Origin of the sequence: Priestia koreensis, from assembly GCF_001274935.1 — a bacterium.
GTDB lineage: Bacteria > Bacillota > Bacilli > Bacillales > Bacillaceae_H > Bacillus_AG > Bacillus_AG koreensis.
The window spans coordinates 54,107-77,385 of record NZ_LILC01000023.1; the positions used below are offsets into that span (position 1 = coordinate 54,107).

Below are 23,279 nucleotides of genomic sequence, written 5' to 3' on the forward strand. Positions count from 1 at the left end.
CGGGTTAAAGGAGAATAGTTGAAGAGACCTATTTTTTATACATACAAAAGGAGATTATTTAGATGCTTAACGATTTACAAACTATTTTCCATCAAGAAATGCGCGTGAATGCGCAAGCACCCGGCTTTAGAAGAGAAGAGAGTGACCACGTTGTCCGACACGTTTCTCTCACTACGGATAATAGCTTTATTATTGCCTCATCTTTGACTGAGGAGAACGTCGATACCGTTATTGAAGCGGAATTAAAATACTTTCGCGGCCTTAACCAATCGTTTGAGTGGAAAGTATATAGTTATGATCAGCCACATAACCTTACAGACACGTTAAAGGACCATGGCTTTACCATCGGTGATCCAGAAGCCTTAATGGTAATGGACATAAAGGAATACACTATCCCGGACACCTCTATCACCGTACAAGAAATCACCGATAAAAAAGGAATCGATGACATTATTAAATTAGAAAATACCGTCTGGAATGAACCTCACCAGGAACTTGGTGAACGGTTATGGCGTGATAAACAGGAGCATCCAGAATCCCTTTTCTTGTACGGGATCTATGATGAAGACAAGCTTGTTAGCGCCGCTTGGATGTACATCGAGATCAATACCTCTTTTGCGAGTCTCTGGGGCGGATCGACATTACAAGAATACCGAAAGCAAGGTCACTATAGTGCGCTATTAGCTACGCGCGTTCAAAAAGCGCGTGAGTGTGGTCGCTCCTATCTCATGGTTGATGCAAGTCCTATGAGTCGACCGATTTTAGAAAGAAATGGGTTTCACTGTTTGGCTTATTCATATCCTTGTGATTCTCCTCCTCGTGCTATGTGATAGCAAATTTTATGTAAAAAGCGCCCTCGGTCTAAAACCGAAGGGCGCTTTTTCTTGAACCTTATCTAGATCGTTCAATTAACTCAATGATATCCTCAAGCTTATTCTGAAGAACCATCTCCATGTTCGCTACATCTGTTAACATGCTGTTTACGCTATTGTTGGTTGTAAGCAGCTCAGCAATTCTAATTTGCCCATTGTTATATGCGGCGACGGCTGCCTGAATCTTTTCTCCCTCAGCATTCAAAATGTGCGCAAGGGATAATTCTTCTGTTCCAATTGAAGCTAGAAGTAGATTAATAACCTGCTCTCTTGTATATGGCTGAATGAGAGTGATTGCTACGTTTGTTGGCGTTGTTACTTCAATTGGCGGATCCTGTGGATTTGGTGAAAATAGATAGCGAACGGTTGCTACATTCTCTGTTGGATTTGTTGTTGGAACTGAAGCTACATTTACTTGGAACGAAACGGTTGCTGTTTGCCCGGGATTAATAGACGGTACAGAAAGACCTAATGCAGGGTTACCTGTGTTTGGTGTACCATTTACAACCACGCTACCTGGCACAAATATCGTACCACTCGGAGCAACGTCGGTTAAGACAATACTATTAACAGGTGCACTTCCTGTATTCGTAAGTGTCACCGTGTAGGTGAGGTTTTCTCCGATTGTCGCTACTCCACTACTCACAGTTTTAGAGGCTGTTAAAATACCTTGCTGAATGGTTACGCTCGTTTGATTACTAATTGTTTCCCTTGGCTGCGGCGGTTGAGTAGGATTAATCACAACGCTGTAATTTAAACGACCTTGATTGTTTACAACGCCTCCTGCTGGTACCGACTCCGCAGTAGCTTGGAACGTGACAGTAGTCGTACTTCCTTGTGCTAGCGTTCCTAGCGTAATACCCGTATTCGGATTAACCGACGATGGTGCACCGTTGATTGTGACGCTACCTGGCACAAACGTGGTACCAGCTTGAACGACATCTGTTAAAACAGCCGTTAGTAAATTCACTGTTCCACTATTAACAATCTGAAGCGTATACGTAATCACTCCGTCAATAGCAACAGCTGGAACATCTGTCGTTTTAGTAAATGCTACGTTCTCTTGCTCAACAGCTGTTGTAGCTGGATTTGAAGTTGATGTTCCTTGTAAAGGCGGCTGACCCGGACTCGCTGTGTATTGGAACGTTGTGTTGGAAATGTTCGTGATTGGATCTGCCTCTGGAACAGATGTGACCGTCACCTCGTAAACGATTGTTACGGTTCCTCCTGGTAAAATAGGCAATAAAGAAATGCCGTTATTTGGATTTCCCACTGATGACAATCCGTTAATTCTGACGCTTCCTGGAACGAATGTGGTTCCTTCTGGATCTGGGTCGTTGAAAGTAACATTATTTAATGTGACTCCACTCGTGTTCGTTAACACAATGGTGTATCTCAACGTATCACCGACCTCTGCGGAAGCAGTATTGACCGTCTTATTACTTACTAGAATTACCTCTTTAATGGTCACATTGGTTACATTTGTTTCTCGGCTTCTTGGTTGAGGTGGCTGTGCTGGATCGATAATGACATTGTAATTTAGCGTACCTTTATTTTGCACAACTCCTCCTAGTGGAACGGCGTTAGCTATTGCTTGGAATGTGACAGTCGTCATGCTATTTGGAGCAACTGTTGCAAGTGAAATGCCACTGTTTGGATTAGATGCAGATGGCGCTCCATTAATGGTCACACTTCCTGGTACAAACGTGGTGCCTGTTTGAATATTATCAGTTAGTACGGTGTTTAAGAGCGCTACCGTTCCACTGTTCACCACTTGAAGTGTGTAGTTGATCGTTCCCCCTACTTCTACTGTTGAAGCATTTACTGATTTTGTAAAAGTTAGCTGTTCGTTCAGAATCGTTGTTGTGACTGGATTTGAAGACGACGTCTCTTGAACAGGTGGCTGGCCTGGTCCCGGCACATATTGAAACGTTATGGTTGCAATGTTCGTTGTTGGGTTCGCTGCTGGAACGGATGTGACATTAACACGATACGTGATGGTCACTGATCCCCCTGGTGCAAGTGGCGATAGCGCAATGCCGCTATTTGGATTACCTGCTGACGGAGCACCATTAATCGTGACACTTCCCGGAACAAACGTGGTTCCCGCTGGATCTGGATCGTTAAAACTAACGTTGTTTAATGTGAAGGTGCTCGTATTCGTTAAGACCACCGTATAGGTGAGCGTATCCCCTACTTCAGCATTCGTTGCACTCACCGTCTTCACGCTCGAAAGATTCACATTTTCGACGGTAACATTTGTGATCGTTGATTGTGCGCTTCTCGGCTGAGGTGGCTGCGTTGGATCGATCACAACATCATAATTTAACGTCCCCTGATTTTGAATGACGCCACCAGGTGGTACAGAATTTGCCGTGACTTGGAACGTGACCGTTGTGGTGTTTCCTGGTGCAATCGTTCCGAGTGAAATGCCCGTATTTGGATTCCCAGCTGACGGTGTTCCGTTAATCGTCACGCTTCCGGGCACAAAGGCCGTTCCTGCTTGCACGAGATCCGTTAGAACTGTGTTCAACGATGCCACAGTCCCGCTATTTACGACTTGTAGTGTATAGGTAATGACTCCGCCCTCACCAATAGTTGTGAAATTAGATGATTTCGTAAAGGTAATTTGTTCTCGTTCAATTGTTGTTGTAGCTGGATTAGAAGTGGACGTACCTTGAACAGGTGGCTGACCTGGACCAGGCACATACTGGAATGTTGTGATGGCGATATTTGTTGTTGGATTAACCGCTGGAACCGATGTGACGCTCACTTGGTAACTGATGGTTGTCGTTCCGTCTGGTGAGATTGGTGATAATGGAATCCCTGTATTTGGATTACCTGCATTTGGTGCTCCATTGATCAATACGCTTCCAGGAATAAATGTCGTTCCTGCTGGATCTGGATCAGTAAACACAACGTTTGACAATGTTACAGAAGCTGTATTCGTTAAGACAATTGTATAGGTGAGTGTATCTCCTATTTCAGCAAAAGCGGTATTCACTGTTTTTTCACTTAAAAGAATAGCTGCTTCAATGGTCACACTCGTCACGTTGGATTCCCGTTCTCTTGGTTGCGGTGGCTGTGTCGGATCTATGATCACGTTATAATTCAGCGTGCCCTGATTTTGCACGACTCCTCCAAAAGGTATAGAATTCGCTGTTACTTGGAAGGTGACCGTTGTTGTACTGCCTGGCGCTAGCGTTCCGAGCGGAATTCCTGTATTCGGATTGTTTTCTTCTGGATTTCCGTTAATCGTCACGCTGCCCGGAATAAATGTGGTTCCTGCTTGAACGAGATCCGTTAAGACGGCATTTAAAAAGGCGACCGTTCCGCTGTTAACCACTTGTAGCGTGTACGTAATGACGCCGCCTACTTCAATTGTGGTTGGGTTCGCTACTTTTGTAAACGTAAACTGTTCTTGCAAAATTGTCGTTGTAACCGGATTGGAAGCGGACGTTTCCTGAATTGGTTGTTGCCCTGGTCCTGGCACGTACTGGAATGTTGTAGTTGAAACGTTTGTTGTCGGATTAACGGCTGGAATGGAGGTGACGTTGACTTGATAGGAAACCGTTACGATCCCACCAGATACTAATGGTGCTAGTGGAATTCCGTTGTTCGGATTACCTGCATTTGGTGTTCCATTAATCGTCACACTTCCCGGTACAAACGTTGTGCCTGCTGGATCGGTATCCGTGAAAATGACATTGGTTAAAGTAAAGGTACTCGTATTCGTCAGAACAATGGTATACGTGAGCGTATCCCCTACTTCTGCAAACGCCTGATCAACTGTTTTAACGCTTGAAAGATTCACATTTTCAACCGTCACACTCGTTGTGTTACTCGATTGTTCCCTCGGCTGTGGCGGCTGCGTTGGATCAACAATGAAATTATAATTTAGCGTTCCTTGATTCTGAATGACGCTTCCTGATGTGACAAAATCAGCCGTTACTTGGAAGGTAACCGTTATTGTGCTACCTGGCGCAAGCGCTCCGAGTGGAATGCCACTGTTTGGATTACTGCCGTTTGGTGTGCCATTAATCGTCACGCTACCAGGAACAAACGTTGTTCCTGGTTGAATTAGATCCGTTAACACGGTATTCAATAGTGATCCCGTTCCGCTATTTATAACCTGTAGCGTATACGTGATCGTTCCGCCTTCACCAATTGTTGTCGCGTTTGCTGCTTTGGTAAACGTCACTTGATCTTGGACGATCGTCGTCGTAACTGGATTGGACGAAGAGGTGCCTTGAATAGGTGGCTGCCCTGGTCCCGGGATATATTGAAATGTTGTAATCGAAATATTCGTAGTAGGATTGATTGCTGGAACGGAAGATACGTTGACTTGATAGCGAATAGTCACGACACCGTCTGGTAAAACAGGTGCTAAATTAATACCGTTGTTCGGATTTCCTGATGATGACGTCCCGTTAATCGTGACGCTACCTGGTACAAACGTCGTCCCCGCTGGATCTGGGTCAGTAAAAATAGCGTTTGAGACGACCACGTTACTTGTGTTGGTTAACACAACGGTATATGTGAGCGTATTGCCTACCTCTGCAAAAGCCGTACTTACGGATTTGACGCTAGAAAGAGTGACGTTCTCAACTGTTACATTGGTTACATTCGTCACGCTACTTCTTGGCTGAGGTGGCTGTGTCGGATCGATAACCACGTTATAATTCAGCGTGCCCTGATTTTGAATGACGCCGCCTTGTGGAACAGAATCTGCTGTTACTTGGAAAATGACGGTTGTTGTACTACCAGGCGCTAATGTGCCCAAGGTAATGCCTGTATTCGGGTTATCTGTTGACGGTGCTCCGTTAATCGTGACGCTATTTGGAATAAATGTTGTTCCCGCTTCAATAATATCCGTTAAAACCGCATTTAAAAATGGAACGGTTCCTTCATTTACGACCTGGACGCTATACGTAATGACGCCGCCTACTCCGATTGTTGCGGTGTTCGCTGTTTTCGTAAAGGTGATGCGCTCTTGAACAATCGTAGTTGTAACAGGATTAGAAGAGGAGATTTCCTGAACCGGTGGTTGCCCTGGCCCTGGTACATATTCAAAGGAAGTAGAAGCAATATTAATGGTCGGATTACTTGCAGGGACAGATGTCACGTTTACTTGGTACGAAACGGTCACGATCCCTCCTGGTGCAAGAGGTGATAGCGCAATACCTGTGTTTGGATTCCCTACTGATGGTGCACCATTAATCGTGACGCTACCTGGCACGAACGTGGTACCTATTGGATCTAAGTCGGTAAAAATAATATTCGTCAAGTTAAAGGTACTTGTATTCGTTAACGTAACGGTATACGTTAACGTGTCTCCTATTTCCGCAAATGCTGTATTTACCGTTTTTACGATTGATAAATTAATGTTTTCGACGGTTACATCGGTTCGATTACTTTCTTGTTGTCTTGGCTGTGGCGGCTGTGTTGGATCAATAATGACGTCGTAATTCAGGACGCCTTGATTTTGAATGACGCCACCAGGTGGAACCGTATCGGCCATTACTTGGAACGTAACGGTTGTCGTGCTACCTGCTGCAAGCGTTCCGAGCGCAATGCCTGTGTTTGGATTCCCTGCATTTGGTGCGCCGTTTACCGTCACGCTACCTGGTATAAACGTAGTTCCCGCTTGCACAAGATCGGTAAGCACCGTATTTAAGATCGCTACCGTTCCGCTATTTACAACTTGAAGCGTATACGTGATGACCCCGCCTTCTCCAATCGTCGTCACGTCTGCCGATTTCGTAAACGTAATACGTTCGTCATTAATCGTCGTTGTAACAGGATTTGACGAAGAAGTCCCTATAACTGGCGGTTGACCAGGTGCTGGAATATATTCAAACGTCGTTGTAGCAATATTCGTTGTTGGATTAACGACTGGAACAGACGTAACTGTAACCTGATAAGCAACGGTTACCACCCCACCTGGTGCAAGTGGTGGCAGAGACACACCTGTATTTGGATTCCCGGCTGACGGTGTACCATTGATCGTGACGCTTCCTGGCACAAACGCTGTTCCTGCTGGATCTGGATCACCAAAGACTACATTTGATAATGTAACGTTGCTTGTATTGGTTAAAACAACGGTATACGTAATCGTGTCGCCTACTTCTGCAAACGCCGCACTCACCGTTTTGACACTGGAAAGATTGACGTTTTCAATCGTAACGTTTGTAATATTTGTTGCTTGCTGTCTTGGCTGCGGTGGCTGGGCTGGATCAATCACGACATCGTAATTTAAAACACCTTGGTTTTGGACAATACCACCCTGTGGTGCGGAATCAGCCGTTACCTGGAAGGTAATCGTCGTTGTGCTGCCTGGTGCCAACGTTCCGAGCGTAATGCCTGTCGGGTTGTCAGCAGAAGGCGCTCCGTTGATCGTGACGCTTCCCGGAACAAACGTCGTTCCCGCTTGCACAAGATCGGTGAAGACAGAATTTAAAAATGAAGTCGTTCCACCGTTTATAATTTGGATCGTATAGGTGATTACGCCCCCTACCTCGATCGTTGCTACATCTGCCACTTTTGTAAATGCGATTCGCTCTTCTAAAATCGTCGTAATAACAGGATTGGACGAAGATGTTTCAGTAATCGGTGGTTGCCCTGGACCTGGGACGTATTGGAACGTTGTTGTTGCTACATTTGTTGTTGGATTAATAGCTGGAACAGAGGTGACGTTTACTTCATAGGAAACTGTCACTGTTCCATCTGGTGCGAGTGTAGATAACGAAATTCCCGTATTTGGATTTCCTGCATTTGGTGCTCCATTAATGGTCACACTTCCCGGCACAAACGTCGTTCCGGCTGGGTCTGGATCTGTGAAGATTACATTTGATAACGCCACGTTGCTTGTATTGGTTAGAACAACGGTATACGTAAGCGTGTCGCCTACTTCTGCAAAGGCGGCGCTCACCGTTTTTACACTGGAAAGATTGACGTTCTCAATTGTTACGGTCGTTACATTCGTGGTTTGACTTCTCGTTTGAGGTGGCTGTGTTGGGTCAATGATGACATTATAGTTTAGAGTACCTTGATTTTGTACGATTCCCCCTGGTGGAACAGAATCCGCCGATACTTGGAATGTCACGGTCGTCGTACTTCCTCCCGCAATGGTTCCGAGCGCAATTCCAGCATTAGGATCAGCTAATGATGGCGCTCCGTTAATCGTCACACTTCCTTGGATAAAGGTCGTTCCTGCTGCAATGAGGTCAGTTAAGATACTATTCAAAAACCCTACTGTTCCAGTATTGGCAATTTGAAGTGTATAGGTAATTGTGCCACCTACTTCAATAACAGCTAGATCGGCCTCTTTTGTAAATGTTGATGCTTCACGTTCGATGGTTGTCGTGACAGGATTAGAGGTAACGGTTCCTTGGACTGGAGTCTGTCCTTGCGCTAATACATATTCAAAAGTAGTCGTGGCAATATTAGTCGTCGGATTGACAGTCGGAACATCTGTTGTGCTCACTTGGTAAGCAACCGTTACCGTTCCCCCCGGTGCAAGAAATGGTAAAGCTAAACCGCTATTTGGATTTCCTACATCAGAAATTCCGTTAATCGTGACGCTTCCTGGCACAAACGTTGTTCCTGCTGGATCTGGATCTGTAAATAAGAGATTTGTTAAAGTAATCGTTCCGTTGTTCGCTAAAACAACCGTGTAAGTTAATGTATCACCAACTAATGCATATGATTCACTCACAGTTTTTGTGCTTGTGAGAGTAACAGATGCAAGTGCAACCACCGTTACATTCGTGGCTTGTGATCTCGGCTGTGGTAGCTGTGCTGGATCAATAATGACGTTGTAAGCTAAAATCCCTTGATTTCGTACGTTATTTGTTGCAGGCACAAAGTTAACCGTTGCCTCAAAAGTAACCACAACAGCTTCCCCTGCTGCAATGATGTTAAGGGGAATTCCAGTATTCGGATCAGCTGCTGATGGAGAAGCGTTAATGGTCACACTTCCTGGCACAAATGCTGTGCCTGATTGAATAAGGTCCGTTAAGATAGCATTTAATGCATCTACTGTACCATTATTCACAACTTGAATGGTATACGTAATCGTATCGCCGATCAGTGCATTTGATACACTTGAAGCTTTTGTGACTGTTAAAGCAACTTGTTGAATGGTTGTTTGTACAGGATTAGATGTAGATGACCCTATAATTGGTGGCTGTCCCGGACCTGGTACGTATTCAAATGTTGTAACAGAAGTGTTGGTTGTCGGATTTGAATTTGGAACAGATGTGACCTTGACACTATACTGAACGGTAGTTGTCGCACTAGGCGCGAGATCAGCTAAGTTAATCCCTGCATTTGGGTCAGCGCCTACTGGAGCTCCATTAATTGTGGCACTTCCTGGAATGAATGTAGTACCTGCAGGATCGGTATCTGTAAACACGATGTTGCTTAACGGAAGTGTGCCCGTATTTAGTAACGCAATGGTGTAAACGAGCGTATTACCAATTTCAGAAAATGTGCTGTTGACGGTCTTGGTGCTAAGAAGATTTGTGGTTCCGGCTAAAATATTCGTAAGATTACTAGTTACTTGTTTTGAAATTGGTGGCTGTGCAGGATCTAGTACAATGTCATAGTTTAAGCTACTTTGATTGGTAATTTGGTTACTAGTCGGAATGGCATTTACATTGACATTAAATACAATGATTCTTGTTCCACCAACTTCAATTGTTCCAAGTACAATACCGGTATTTGGATTATTGGAATTTGGTACACCGTTTACAGTAAGAGATCCAGGAATGTAAGTTGTTTGTGATTGAATAGTGTCTGTTAAAACGGCATTTAGCAATGGAACGGTGCTATTATTTGTTAATTGAATGGTGTACGTGATGCTGTCACCTATCGTGGCAAATGTGACGTTCACTGATTTCGTAAGTGTTGCATCAATTTGTTGAATAGTTGTCTGTGCCCCGTTTGAAATGGATGTTCCTCTCACTGCTGGTTGGCCTATGCTAGGAATATATTCGTAGTTTGTGACAGCGATGTTTGTAACTGGGTTCTGAACAGGAATGCTTATAACGGTTGCTTGATACTGAACCACAATGGTGCCCCCGGGGTTTAATTGCTGAAGAGGGATGCCTATGTCTGGATTTCCACTAGACGCAACTCCGTTAACCGTGACACTGCCAGGAATAAACGCTGTGCCATTGGGATCAGGGTCATTAAATATAAGGTTACTTAATAGAATATTTCCTGTATTTTGAAGAGTGACCGTATATGTCAACGTATCGCCTATTTCAGCAACGGTTGGTGTTACGGTCTTTACACTTGTCAATGCCGCTTGCTGAATGGTGACGTTTGTAATATTACTAACAGCTGTTTCTTGTACAGGTGGTTGCTGTGGATCGATGGTAACCTCGTAGTTAATTGTGGCTTGATTTGTGACAGGGTTAATTGCTGGAACAAAATTAGCCGTCACTTGATATGTGACCACAGCAGTGGTTCCTTGACCAACAGTACCTACTAAAATACCTGTGTTTGGATTTTCTGTTGTTGAAACACCGTTAACCGTCACGCTACCTGTGATAAACGTTGTACCGTTTTGAATAATGTCTGTTAACAAAATGTTTTCATCGTCTACTGTTCCTATATTTTGAATTTGCACAGTATAGGTAATCTTCTCTCCAATTAGTGCCGTTTGTCTATTGGCTGTTTTGATAACGATCGTATCTACTTCTTCTAACGTTGTAAAAACAGTATTCGAGGAAATGCTACCACTAATTGATGGATTTCCTGCTTCTAATGTGTATTGGTAATTGGTGAATGCTGTATTTGTAATAACATTTCCTATTGGTTCCGAGGTAAGGGTCACTTGATATTGAATAGTAGCGCTAGATCCTGCTGCAAGTGCTCCCACATTAACACCTGTATTCGGGTTATCAGGTGTTGATGTTCCATTTATTGTTACAGAACCTGGAACAAACGTCGTTCCAGACGGATCTATATCAATCGTTGTTACGTTTGCAATTGGCAGTGTACTACTATTAGTCAGTAGGACTGTATAAGTGAGCGTATCCCCGATTTCAGCAGCAGAAACGTCGACCTCTTTTATGCTTGTGACTTGAATTTGTTCAATAGTGACAAGCGTCGCATTGCTTGTCGTGCTTCTTGCTTGTTGGGGTTGGCTTGGGTTAATCGTCACGTCATAGTTAATGGTAGCTTCGTTTGGAACAGGGTTAATGGTAGGCACATTATCAACGGAAACTTTAAACGCAATGTTAATTTGCTCTCCAGGAAGTAAGTCACTAAGCCTAATTCCTGTACTTGGATCTCCTGCTATTGTTCCGCCATTTAATGTGAGCGATCCTGGAATATACGTAGTACCTGGGCGAATCTGATCAATAAAGGTTAGATTTGTGAGAGTGGTATTTCCATTGTTCACGATTGGAATAGTATAGGTGATGATACTTCCAACTGTTGCAATAGTTTTATCGATTGACTTGATGATAGATGGATTTACATACCTGACTGTTGTTGCTGCTGGATTTGACACTGCGTTACCTTGAAGTGGTGGATCATTAGGGTTTAATAGGTATTCAAATGATGCATTTGCAACGTTGAGCGTTGGATTACTAACCGGTGCTGATGTGACCGACACTTGATATTGAATCGTAGTGGTTGCACCAGGACTTAAACTAGCAAGTGGAAATCCTGTATTTGGATTCTCTGCACTTGACGTTCCATTAATGGAGACTGAACCTGGTACAAAAGTAGTACCAGAAGGGTCTAGATCTGCGAAGATGATATCCGTTAATGCTACATTTCCCGTGTTTGTCAAGGTAATAGTATAGGTGAGTGTACCTCCTACTTCTGCAAATGCTAGATCAACCGTTTTGTTCATGGCAAGTAAAGGATTTGCGATTGTAACTAAAATTTGATTACTCGTCAAGCTTTGTGGACGGGGCGGTTGATTTGGATCTACGGTCACCTCATACGATGCAGTAGCCTGATTTGCGATCGGGTTGGTAGTTGGAAGTGAATCAATTAATACAGCAAATCTTACCGTTCTTGTTCCATCAACAGGGATGGTTCCGATGTTCACCCCTACCGTTGGGTCACCAGCAATCGATGTTCCGCTTACGACCAGACTATTTGGCACAAACGATGTTCCTTGTGCAAGCGTATCTTGAAGAATAAAGTTGTTTAATGGGAGTGCGCTTTGATTGCTGACGAGTAGGGTGTAGGTAATGATATCACCCACTTCTGTTACTGTATTACTCGTTGTTTTTGTAAGAGACGTATTAAGTCGCTCAACTAACGTACTGACTGGGTTAGAAGTTGATGATCCTTCAACTTCTGGATTACCAGGATTGGGGATGTATTGGAATGTTGTAAAAGATGAATTGACAATCACTTCTGTGCGTGCTGGCACGTCTAATCTTGGGGTTGTAACAACCCGTACTTGGTATTGAACTGTTGTACTAAGACCTTCACGTAATGTCCCAATTGGGATCCCCAAATTTGGATTCCCTGGGTTTGGAACACCGTCCACTGTTACAGATCCAGAAATAAATTGAGTATTTGGAGGATCGGAATCTGTGAATAATACGCTCGTCAAATCCAACGTTCCTGTGTTTTGGAGTACGATTGTATAAGTTAAAATGTCACCTAACAAGGCATAAGCACTGCTGACGGATTTTTCGCTATCCAATACGGCACTCTCAACTGTTACAAGTGTTATATTACTTAATTGGTTTCGACTTAATGGCGGCTGTGTTGGGTCAATGACAACATTATAATCAATAGATCCTCGGTTTGATACGGGATTGATGGCTGGCACTTCGTTTGCTACAACGTCAAATGATAGTGTTGTAGTAGCACCTACGGCAATTGTTCCTAATGAAAAGCCAACAGTTGGATTAATCCCAGGCTGTGGTGTTCCGTTAATGGTGACGCTATTAGGTATGAACGTAGTCCCTGCTTGAATTGCATCGCTAAATAATACATTTGTCGCAGCCACTGTCCCGTTATTAATTAACTGGAAGGTATAAGTGATGGCATCCCCTACGAATTCTGTATCAGCGCTTGCAGATTTAATGAAAGATAATGATACTACTTCTATCGTCGTTGTAATGACGTTTGTTGTCTCAGAATCTTGAATGACAGGTCCGCCTGCCTGGAGTTGATACGTATAATTAGTAAGAGCAGTATTTGAAATTTGACCGGATGTTGGTCTTGTATTGACGCGCGCTTGGTACTGAATAGTAAAACTTCCACCTACATTTAAATTTGGTAAGGATATTGCTGTATTGGGATTAAGTGTGCTTGGTACCCCATTAATTAGCAATGTTCCTGGAATGAATGATGTTCCAGTAGGGCTAGCATCGATAAATGAAACATTTGATAGCGGGATGCTTCCATTATTTGTACTATTAATGGTATAAGTTAACGTATCACCTACTTCGGCATACGCTTTATCCACATTTTTAGTACTTGCTAGACTTGGATTTTCTACTCTCACTAGTGTTTGATTAGTTGTAATTGACCGGTTATCTGGTGGCTGATTTGGGTTTACCGTGACTTGGTATTGAATCGTTGCACTGTTTGGAACAGGATTTGGCGTAGGCAGACTGCTAAATGAGACAGAAAACGATAACGTAGTCGAAGCTCCCGGGGCAATCGTGCCAATATTTACTCCAGTAGTTGGGTTTCCACCAGTAGGCACACCGTTTACAACGAGACTGTTTGGAACAAATACACCTGTTCCACCTTCCAACGCGTCTGTTAAAATGACATTTGTTAACGGAACTGTACCGGTATTTCTAACTTGAACGGTGTATGTGATAGCGTTGTCTAGAGCGATTACGCTTTGATTAGTGGATTTTATAGCACTTACGTTGACTTGTTGAATTGTTGTTTGAGCGCCATTTGTCGTAATAGATCCGGAGGCGGTTGAACTACCTGGAACTGTATATTGATACGTAATCGTGGCAGTATTGACCGTTGGGTTAACAACTGGAACTGATGTTACCGCGACACGATATACAACCGTTGTCGTACCACCCGTATTAATAGTCGAAAGCGGAATACCGTTATTGGGGTTTCCAGTACTCGGTGCTCCATTAACAGTAACGCTTCCAGGAACAAACGTTGTACCTGCAGGATCTAGATCGGTAAAAACTACATTTGTAAGTGGAAGTGTACCGGTATTCGCTAACACGACCGTATATGTTAACTGACCCCCTACTTCTGCATATGCCTGATTTACAGTTTTCGTTGCATTTAAACGAGGTACTTCAAATTGAGTTATAACGGTATTGCTTGTAGAAGTTCGGTTAACGATTGTTCCTGGAACTGGTTCGTATTGATAAGTTGTGCTAGACGCATTGGGAATAGGATTGGTTCCTGGTTGTCCTGTGACTCGAGCTTGAAACTGAATGATTCGAGTACATCCGGTAGTTGGGCAAAAAGGAACGGTTCCTAATGAAATACCGTTCGTTACATTCCCAGCGTTTGGCACACCATCTACAAGAAGAGAACCCGGAATAAAGGTAGTTCCAGAAGGAATTTGATCGCTAAATACAACATTTGTTGCGTTATTTTGGCCGTTATTCGTTAGGGTGATGTTATAGGTTAAAATATCTCCAATTGTTACATTCGTGCGATTAACGGTTTTAGTGGAAATAATGTTGGCGGACTGCGTATCAATTTGGATGCCGAGCGTATGAAAAACATATGCATCCCCACTTGTGGTGAGCCTTGCTACGGCTGACGTCTGATTATTTACTAAGCGCGCAGATGCATCCACATTTGTAATATCCCAACCTTGTCGCCCAGCCGAGATATTCGTCGCGGTAACAGCATTTGCATTTCGGGTACCGAATGTTCCGGTTGTATCCAAATTTCCACTATCGTTGTTAATTTGCGAACAGAAAAAGTTATTTAAAGGATTATTTGGTCCAGATAAATTTCCTAGTGTGTTTGCCGTCGGTCCAAATAACAGCTGATCTCCTACGATCACTGCGTCTCCTTCTAAAGCACTAATTGCTACTCTCCCTGCGACAGGTCCGGCAGCTGGTGTTAAGAAGCCACTTACACTAACATCTAACGTTGCGCCACCTGCAGAGATTTGATTTCCTCCCACAAATAGGTTTAAATTCCGAACCGTTTGTGAAGGATTTTCATAAACAACCGCTAGTGTCCAACCTGCTGAGTTAACGGTGTTTTCAAGTGGATCAATTGTAGCCGGGACGCCACGCGTACTATACGTACCTGCTCCAGCGGCTTGAATGATACTAGTTACATTAGCAGAACGAACATAAAAAGGTGTAAGGTTATTGGAAGTCGCTGCATCAGGACTGACAGCTACACTTCCAACTGGTGTGACAAGTGTAACGGAATTATTGATAGAACTTGTAACGTTTGTGTTAGACGTAACATAACAGCCACCCCACACTAACTCTGCGTATCTTACTGTGCTACCAGCAGGTAAATTTAGAATAGCCTGTGATTCATTTTGTTGCCAGTTCAAAGTTGTACCAGCAGGAAACGTTCCGACCTGTGAAGAGGTATTAAGTGTCGTAAAAGCCCCAATAGAATGCACTGTACCTGGTTGATTTTGGTTATTTAATTTACTAAGCCCTAAGGTATTTCCAGTGAATGTAAGCGATCCATTTAATGTTGCAGAATATCGATTAATAAATGCCAAGAAAATAGCTCTCCTTTCATCATAATGTCCGAGCTATTTTAGAAAATATCTCTTTCTTAGGATATTAATCTCACATTTATCTGCTTGTGTGTTTGCCCAAAAATGTATGAAAAGCGCCTAGATAACAAGCAAAAAAGCACTTACGGGAAGGTTCGCAAGTGCTAGTGTATGGATTACTTTATAGTTTCAGCCGCTGTGCGACCTGATGGGTATCAATAATTCGTTCGTATACTTCAGGTCCTTTTTGCATGCAAAGGTAGATGAATAATGTATCAATCACAGCAAGCTGCGCAATACGTGCCGTCATGGTTGCCATGCGGATGTTGTGCTCTTCTTCTGAAATGGTTAAGATAACGTTTGCAATTCTTTTTGCAGGTGAGCGTCCATTTTGTGTAAGCAGGATGGACGACGTTCCTTTTTCGGAAGCAACGGTTAGCAAATCTAATATTTCTTTTGTTTTTCCAGACGTTGAAATGACAATCAGTACATCCTCTTTCGTCATGTTAGCCGCCATGGTCATTTGAAGATGAATATCTGCCGCTTGAAAAACAGGCAGGTTAATTCGGAGTAGTTTTTGTGCCAAGTCATTTGCTACGATAAACGATCCTCCTGCTCCATATATATAAATACGGGGAGCTTTTAAAAGAAGCGAGACAGCACGTTCAATTTCTTCTAATGATAACAGCTTTTGTGTGTTTTGCAGTGCCTGGTTCGTTTTCACAAACACCTTGTTTACAATATCTCCTAAATTATCTTCATGATTCAAAGGTGAATCCCATTGTTCACTAACTGGACTTGCAGACAAATCTTTTGTTAACTCGATTTTAAAATCGGTAAAGCTATTAATCCCCGTTCGTTTACAAAAGCGAATAACCGCTGCTTCACTTGACTGACTAGCCTCCGCTAGTTGCTTAGTCGTCATTTCCACCACTTGATCGGGATGATCCAAAATATAACGAGCAATGAGTTGCTCCGATGCTGAGTAATGGTCAAATTGATTACGAATAATTTTTCTCATGGGCGGTCCTTTCTAAAAAAAGATTGCAATGTATGCACTTTCAATTTACTATAATTATAGTACAAAATGAAATATAAATTCAAATATGATAATTTTTATATGAAATATTATTTTAGAATTTCCGTCAAAGGAGCTTGGAAATGAATATCAAATCACTTCTTACTGAAAAACGAAACCCAAATACAATGAACATTGATCAATCTTCATCACTTGACATCATTAAAATGATTAATGAAGAAGATCAAAGCGTCGCGCTCACCGTTCAAAAAGTCCTTCCTACTATTGCACGCGTCATTGACCGCATTGTTGATCGAGCGAAAAAAGGCGGCCGTATTTTTTATATAGGCGCCGGAACGAGCGGACGTTTAGGAATTCTTGATGCGTCAGAATGTCCTCCTACTTACAGCACAGAACCAGATTTTGTTCAGGCGATTATTGCAGGCGGTGAGACGGCTATCCTTCATGCTGTTGAAGGAGCGGAAGATAATGTCGATCTAGGAGCAGATGAAATTGCAAAACGTAATGTGACCTCTCTCGATACCGTCATTGGAATTGCTGCAAGCGGCCGTACACCATTCACAATTGGCGCCATGAAAGAAGCTACACACCGCGGTGCTTTTGTTGCATCCATTACTTGCTCTCCTCAGTCACCCATGCAGGAAATCGCAGAAGAAGCGATGGTAGCAGAGGTTGGTCCAGAAGTAGTAACCGGATCAACGCGAATGAAAGCTGGCACAGCACAAAAGATGATTTTAAACATGCTATCAACCGCCGTCATGATTCGCCTGGGCAAAGTCTATGAAAATTTAATGATTGATGTAAAGCCGTCGAATGAAAAACTAGAAATACGTGCGCAACATATTATACAGGACTTAACAGGCGCTCCGCTAGATGTCGTCAAAGAAAAACTTGCTCGGTATCAATCTGTGAAGCTGTCCATCTTATCACTTCGTACAAACTTAGAGAACGACGATCTCGTGAATTGGCTTAATGCTCATAATGGACATCTCAGACAAGCACTTGATGCTTTTCACAAAAATAACTCAGCAAACTGACCTTCTCTTTTTTTAGAGGAGGTTTTTTTACTAGTTCTATCTTTTTTTCAGTCACGTATAATTTTACTAGAGAATTATAGTATAAAGGTGGCTGAAGTTATGAATATAACCCCTTTTCCAACTTTCACATGGTCACACGCTAGACAACAATTGTTGACGGAATGTCCACGAAAATATGCATACCACTATTACCTGTCGCATAACGGGTGGCTGTCAGACTCAAACTCGTTTCAAAAACAATGCTATCGTTTAAAAAAGCTTGTTGATCTTCCCGCTTTCTTTGGACAAGTTATTCACGAAGTTGTTCATGATGCGATCAAAGAAATGGTACAGTACAATACGGTTCCTGACGTTGAAATGTTGTCACGCCGGGCGCGTTTAAAACTTAGACAAGCCTTTTTGGATTCAACAACGCATGCCGAGTCTTGGTTTCATCAGCCAAATCGCTATACAATGTTTTGGGAAATTTACCACGACGGTTATTTGCGAGAACAAGCTAGCAAACGTATTACTGAACGTCTTATCCTCTGTTTTCGTCATCTTCGTTCTAGTTCTTCTTGGAGCGATGTCATATCCCCTCACGTTAAGAATATTGGATATGATAATCCGTTTCGTTCTATTTACGCATTTAAAACAAAAATATATGCGATGGTTGATCACATTTATAAAAAAGACTATAACTATATTGTGGTTGATTGGACGACAGCTCATGATCAAAGTGATGATGTGAGGCAGCTTTCTCTTCTTGCCTATCATGTTATGAAGTCTTATCATGTACCCATTGATCAAGTCGTCGTACGCCGTGAATATTTGTTGAAAGGCAGTGCTCATACGTATCATTTCACAGCAGCAGATATCAGAAGTGTAGAACAGTATATCGATGAGAGTATAAATACAATGAGAAACTATCAAAAATGTCCTGAGAAAAACGAGCCTGTAGGAATAGAGAAGTTTCCGAGAAATGCGACTTCCTTGTGCGCTCGTTGTCATTATAAGGAGCTATGTGAAGCGTCTACTTGATGAAGAAGGATTCATTGAGTAGACGCTTTTATGTTGATTTCATAATAAGCAAGGGTTATCCTTAGTTGCTTTATTTAAAAACAATAGTGATCATTTAGAACATTGTTTGCTTTAATTTTATTTTTCACTCTTTACTTTTTCTCTTTTTATCGTTATGATAGAAGTTAGAACAAGCGTTCGTTTGTCAGTGTAAGGAGTTGTATCTAATTGGCCGCTAAAAAAAGGACTAGTAAAAAAGCGTCGACGCCCATCCTTTCAAATACGGGGTTTATTGGCGCTACGTTTGCTGATACGGAAGAATTAACGAAGCATGAGTACTACTTTCCACGCAAAAATTTACAGATCACTCACTATGTATTAGATGGCCTTCTTCAGGGGGTAAATCATGTGTTTAAAAACAATCATGTGTCCGCCTACCTCTCTTGTGTCTACTTACATAAGTATAAAAAGCTTGGCCTCGTTCTCTCCACAAGCCCTTTTGAAAAAACTGAAGGTACGGGTTATTTTATTAACTACTTAAAAGAAATTGGACATATTTCATGGGAAGAAAAAACGCGTGAGTATGAAATACATAACACGTCATTTATTGGGGTTGTCTTTGCAGATCTTTCAAAGATTGAGCGCTTTACGTTTGAATTTGAGATGGAGCTCATTTCCAAGTTTATTAAGGAGCTTATCATCCCTGCAAAAGAGTTGTTTTTGCAGCACAACGTCAAGGCATACATATCCGGTGTAGAAAACACCGACCAGCACAAGGTAGGATTCGTCTTATCCGTCAAACCATACGATGAGCGAAAAGAAGCAGAGTTATATTTTATTGAATATTTAAGAGAACGCGGATTTTATGAAGAGGAAGATGATGAGGAAGAGCTTGTCCCGATTCATTCAAAATGGAGTTTCTTTAAATAAGAAAAGGATCAAGGATACCCTTGATCTTTTTCTTATTTACGTTAAAAACTGTGACATTTGTGGTAGAGCTACATACAATAACTGTGTAACTTGTAACTATCTTTTGTGCGGAGGAGATAAAAAGATGGGAATGCCTATTATTCCACCTGAGGATTTGAACATAACTCGTGACCAGGCTGTAAACATTCTACTCGCTTCAATTGGACTTGAAGAGTTAGGGTTAGCACACATTATAAATGCAGAGGGAGAGAAAATTCAGGCTGCAGTGGCGGCTTTTAACAATGGAAGTTTGGATTTTGCTGGTCTTATCGCTACAAATACGAGCGTAAGTTCATTGCTGAAAAATGTAATCAAAAATGAAATGCTTCTGCAAACTAAACTTGAAAATATTTTAACCATTCTTTAAATACGTTTGACTACCGCAGACTATAATCTCTCCATATTAAAGGGCCAGACTAATTGAGTATGGGCCCTTCCCTTTCCAAAGTTAACCGTGGCATTTGCATTTATTACTTCCATCACAGTCGCATTTACATGGTGGGTGAATAGGATGTTCAGGAATTTTCAGCACACTTTCCAACTTAAATAAAAGAACCATTTCTTTTTGGACAATCGTTCGAACCATGCTTTCAACGCTTTCGTTCAACGCCAGCAAATCATGGACACAACAACAATCGTCTACAGCACTTTTAATTTTTTCTGCTTCCGCATTTAAAATATGTGATAGAGATATTTCCTCTAGCCCGATGGATGCTAATAATAAGTTAATCACATCTGTCCGTTCTAACTTAATATCGGGGTTGATGTCTGGGATATTAGGCATAGACATGAAAGACTTACTCCTTTCTAACTCTTTTTACCATCTTATGTTCAGAGGTTTTGTACATATTCTCTTCTAGTTGGACTAGTTTTCTCCTGTAAATAAGTAGCATGATTACATTTCTCAATCAATAAGATAAACTAAGGCACGGACAAAGGATACATCTAAGGGAAAGGAGTTGTTGATATGAATGATTTAACAGACATTTTCGATGCCAATATCAGTGAGATAATTCATGCGATCGATCAGCATGCAATCGAACTTACAATCGAAAGGTTTGTTACCTCATCCATTCAACGTGACAATGCTTTTTTTCTCATTTTCAATGCCGTTTTAAAAAAAGTGTCCTCTTTTCTGTTAGACGCGACTGTAAAACATAGTGCAATCCTGCTCGTCGTTCATTCCTTGCATCAGTTATTGCACCAGTATATTACTCAGTGCCTCTTATTTACACAAAAATGGACCGCTTTAAAACCTATTATACATAAAAAAGCCCTGCTGTTAGTAGATCGAAAAGGTGAAGAAATGAATGAAAAGATTGCTCTAATTCATCGCCAAGCAAAGGAACTAGTTGATCACTACCATCAGCTGTTCAATGAAGCATCTCTTCACTCACATAAGGAAAATCACTTACTAAAAAAAATGATGGATCTTGTTGATGAGAAGGTTTCCTACTATCGTTTTATTTTCCCGTTGCCATCTTACCCCCGAGAGCCTAAAACAAAAGTTAAGCGAAATAAAGGCAACGTATCTGAGTACCGTGTGTCAGAACAGCTTATGCCTCCTACTCCACCACAGAAAAAACGCAAGCGAATTCCTAAACCTAAAGTTCATTTACCTCGACCCGACTGGACAAAGGATTAGAGTTTTATAGTGAAGTAGCCTAAAAAGTTAGGCATTTGTCCCTTTCTCTCCACTCCTCGCCCTCATATACTGCTAGAAAATGAGGTGGAGAAAAATGTGTTGTTATAAAAAACAATGCCACGGTTCTAAGCGTTGCAGCTGTCATCAGCCTAAAAAGAGATCGACGTGCGGTTGTCAAAAAAAGCGTCCATGTCGCAGCATATGTGGCTGTTCGTGCACGTGTCGGCACTATACAGCTTGTAGATGTTCATCATAAGAAAAGCCAGCCCCTCGTCAGGGCTGGCTTTTTTATTATAGCGTATAGCGTTTTGCTGTTCGAACCTCTACCGTTAATGATCCATTTTGTTTATCCACAATCGTTTTAATCAGTACAGGATAGTTGCGAGGGTTTTTAAACTTGAAATCCGGTCCGCCCCACGAAACCGTTGCATCACGGCCCTTTGGTACATACCCTACTTGCTTAGAGTGGTTTGTACGTGTCACCACTTCAAGACCTGCTAGATCAATCGCGTTAAAGAGCGTTGAAGAAGTTTGGCAGATCCCACCGCCAATTCCCATTGTTAACTCCTTATTTACGATTTCGTGAGCCGGCTGATAGCCTCTTGCTGCCGTTCTCTCTCCTACTGTTTCATTGTAAGAAAACGTATCTCCAGGCCCTAAGATAATATTATTAATCGCAAGTGCTGATAGCTCAACGTTACGATTTCGCCCTGTATCATGTACGTTAAATCCTGTTTTATAGGAACCAATCACAACTTCATTAATGCCTTTTGCTGTTTCTAACGTGACGTTAGGCTCGGTTTCCTCAATAGGCACTTGAATATTACGTGAATAGATGTGAAGGTCTTTTAATCGCGACACTAGTTCTTTTTCCTTCAGAACAACTCGTTTATGTCCACCAACTAAATTTCCATTTGCGTCCATCTTTGCGTTTTCCATTGGCGTATCATACTTATCAGCCAAATCGCTTGCTAAATGCTTGATGGTATCTTCATATGTACTCTTATCATCAAAATGAACGGGCTGAAACGTGCGAATCGTTTCCCCAGTACGAGCATCAATTAAATTAAAGGTGAAGTTTTCAGGCTTCAATTCTTTGTAGTGTGAAGCAGGTTGTTTTTCTGCAGCCATAGCAATACCACTTACAGGTTTACTAGAGTGCTTGGAGTTTGACTGCTCATACATAGTATATCCCAAATACGATCCAGCACCGACAACTGCCACTAATAAAACACTCATTATTTTTTTCATATGTTCCCCCTTATACAATTGAAAAGCGTTTTTTATTTCCATTTTTACTTTTCAATTCTTCTATTATAAAAAATTACCATTCATTCGTCTACATTCTATAGGGAATTTTTAATAAGTATAAAGAAGGATTTTTATTTTTTCAAAAGGACTTCGCTCACTCATCTTTTGACCTATGTATTTTTCCCTACAGCACTCTTTTTACCTATTTTCTGACAAATAAACCTATTAATGAGTCGAAATGAGCCTGACGAAGACAATTAGAGAATGATATAATAGATGGTAACCGCTTAACTTTTGAATCATTAAAGGAGGATTAGCCTTTTGCATCTGCCTAATAACGAAGACATTAAAGCGCAAATTGAGCACCTTGATCAAGTAAAAGATGCTCTGTTAAAATATCGAAACCAATTTATTGAAGAACGTTACAACGATTGGCCCTATCACTTTACGCCTACAAAGGACGCGATTTTAAAGATCGTTTACGACAAAAAGTCATGTGTCATTAATGAGATTACGAAAAGTCTCTCCCTATCTCCAGGAGCAATTACGCTTGTGCTAAATCAGCTAGAAGAAGAAGCGCTCATCGTTCGTATTCGCAAGCCAAATAATCGTCGAAGCGTGTGGGTAGAGCTTACAGATAAAGGACGTATCGTTGTAGAAGCCATTAACGAGACCCGCCTTTCGTTTTGGGGAAATTTACTTGGTAATTTGTCAGAAGAAGAACAAAACGAGTATTTCCGATTGATGAAAAAAATGCAAGAAGGTCTTCAAAAGATCTAAAAAAAAGACG

The 23,279-nt window shown here is 41.9% G+C and carries 11 protein-coding genes; 7 read left to right on the plus strand and 4 right to left on the minus strand.

The window, feature by feature from the left end; genetic code table 11:
- Window positions 1–62 precede the first annotated feature (62 nt).
- Window positions 63–830, plus strand: a complete 768-nt coding sequence (locus tag AMD01_RS16500) for a GNAT family N-acetyltransferase (protein WP_053402547.1) — start codon at window positions 63–65, stop codon at window positions 828–830.
- Between the two features lie 61 nt (window positions 831–891).
- On the opposite strand, the gene AMD01_RS24250 is transcribed toward AMD01_RS16500, so the two are convergent.
- Window positions 892–15,552, minus strand: a complete 14,661-nt coding sequence (locus AMD01_RS24250; protein ID WP_053402548.1) for a DUF7507 domain-containing protein — start codon at window positions 15,550–15,552, stop codon at window positions 892–894.
- A gap of 178 nt (window positions 15,553–15,730) precedes the next feature.
- Entirely contained in the window at window positions 15,731–16,570 is an 840-nt protein-coding gene (locus AMD01_RS16510) for a MurR/RpiR family transcriptional regulator (protein WP_053402549.1), read from the minus strand.
- A 140-nt stretch (window positions 16,571–16,710) separates the two neighbouring features.
- Between AMD01_RS16510 and murQ the strand changes: the two genes are divergently transcribed.
- From murQ to AMD01_RS16530, 4 genes are all read left to right on the plus strand, one after another.
- Window positions 16,711–17,625 (plus strand): N-acetylmuramic acid 6-phosphate etherase, encoded by a 915-nt coding sequence (gene murQ, locus AMD01_RS16515; RefSeq protein ID WP_053402550.1) that lies wholly within the window; start codon window positions 16,711–16,713, stop codon window positions 17,623–17,625.
- Window positions 17,626–17,724: 99 nt separating this feature from the next.
- Window positions 17,725–18,645, plus strand: a complete 921-nt coding sequence (locus tag AMD01_RS16520; RefSeq protein ID WP_053402551.1) for a PD-(D/E)XK nuclease family protein — start codon at window positions 17,725–17,727, stop codon at window positions 18,643–18,645.
- Between the two features lie 207 nt (window positions 18,646–18,852).
- Window positions 18,853–19,554 carry a hypothetical protein gene (locus AMD01_RS16525; RefSeq protein WP_053402552.1) on the plus strand — a complete coding sequence of 234 codons (702 nt, stop codon included), beginning with the start codon at window positions 18,853–18,855 and terminating at the stop codon, window positions 19,552–19,554.
- A gap of 124 nt (window positions 19,555–19,678) precedes the next feature.
- Window positions 19,679–19,960, plus strand: coding sequence for an alpha-helical endospore appendage domain-containing protein (locus AMD01_RS16530; protein ID WP_053402553.1), 282 nt, complete (start codon window positions 19,679–19,681; stop codon window positions 19,958–19,960).
- An 81-nt stretch (window positions 19,961–20,041) separates the two neighbouring features.
- Here the strand turns inward: AMD01_RS16530 and AMD01_RS16535 are convergent, their stop codons facing one another.
- Window positions 20,042–20,383, minus strand: coding sequence for an alpha-helical endospore appendage domain-containing protein (locus AMD01_RS16535; protein ID WP_053402554.1), 342 nt, complete (start codon window positions 20,381–20,383; stop codon window positions 20,042–20,044).
- Window positions 20,384–20,560: 177 nt separating this feature from the next.
- Between AMD01_RS16535 and AMD01_RS16540 the strand changes: the two genes are divergently transcribed.
- A complete protein-coding gene (locus AMD01_RS16540) occupies window positions 20,561–21,238 on the plus strand; it encodes a hypothetical protein (protein WP_053402555.1) in 678 nt (225 codons plus the stop codon).
- Between the two features lie 291 nt (window positions 21,239–21,529).
- Here the strand turns inward: AMD01_RS16540 and AMD01_RS16545 are convergent, their stop codons facing one another.
- Window positions 21,530–22,489, minus strand: a complete 960-nt coding sequence (locus tag AMD01_RS16545) for a VanW family protein (RefSeq protein ID WP_053402556.1) — start codon at window positions 22,487–22,489, stop codon at window positions 21,530–21,532.
- Between the two features lie 321 nt (window positions 22,490–22,810).
- Between AMD01_RS16545 and AMD01_RS16550 the strand changes: the two genes are divergently transcribed.
- Entirely contained in the window at window positions 22,811–23,269 is a 459-nt protein-coding gene (locus AMD01_RS16550; RefSeq protein ID WP_053402557.1) for a MarR family winged helix-turn-helix transcriptional regulator, read from the plus strand.
- The last annotated feature ends 10 nt before the right edge of the window (window positions 23,270–23,279 follow it).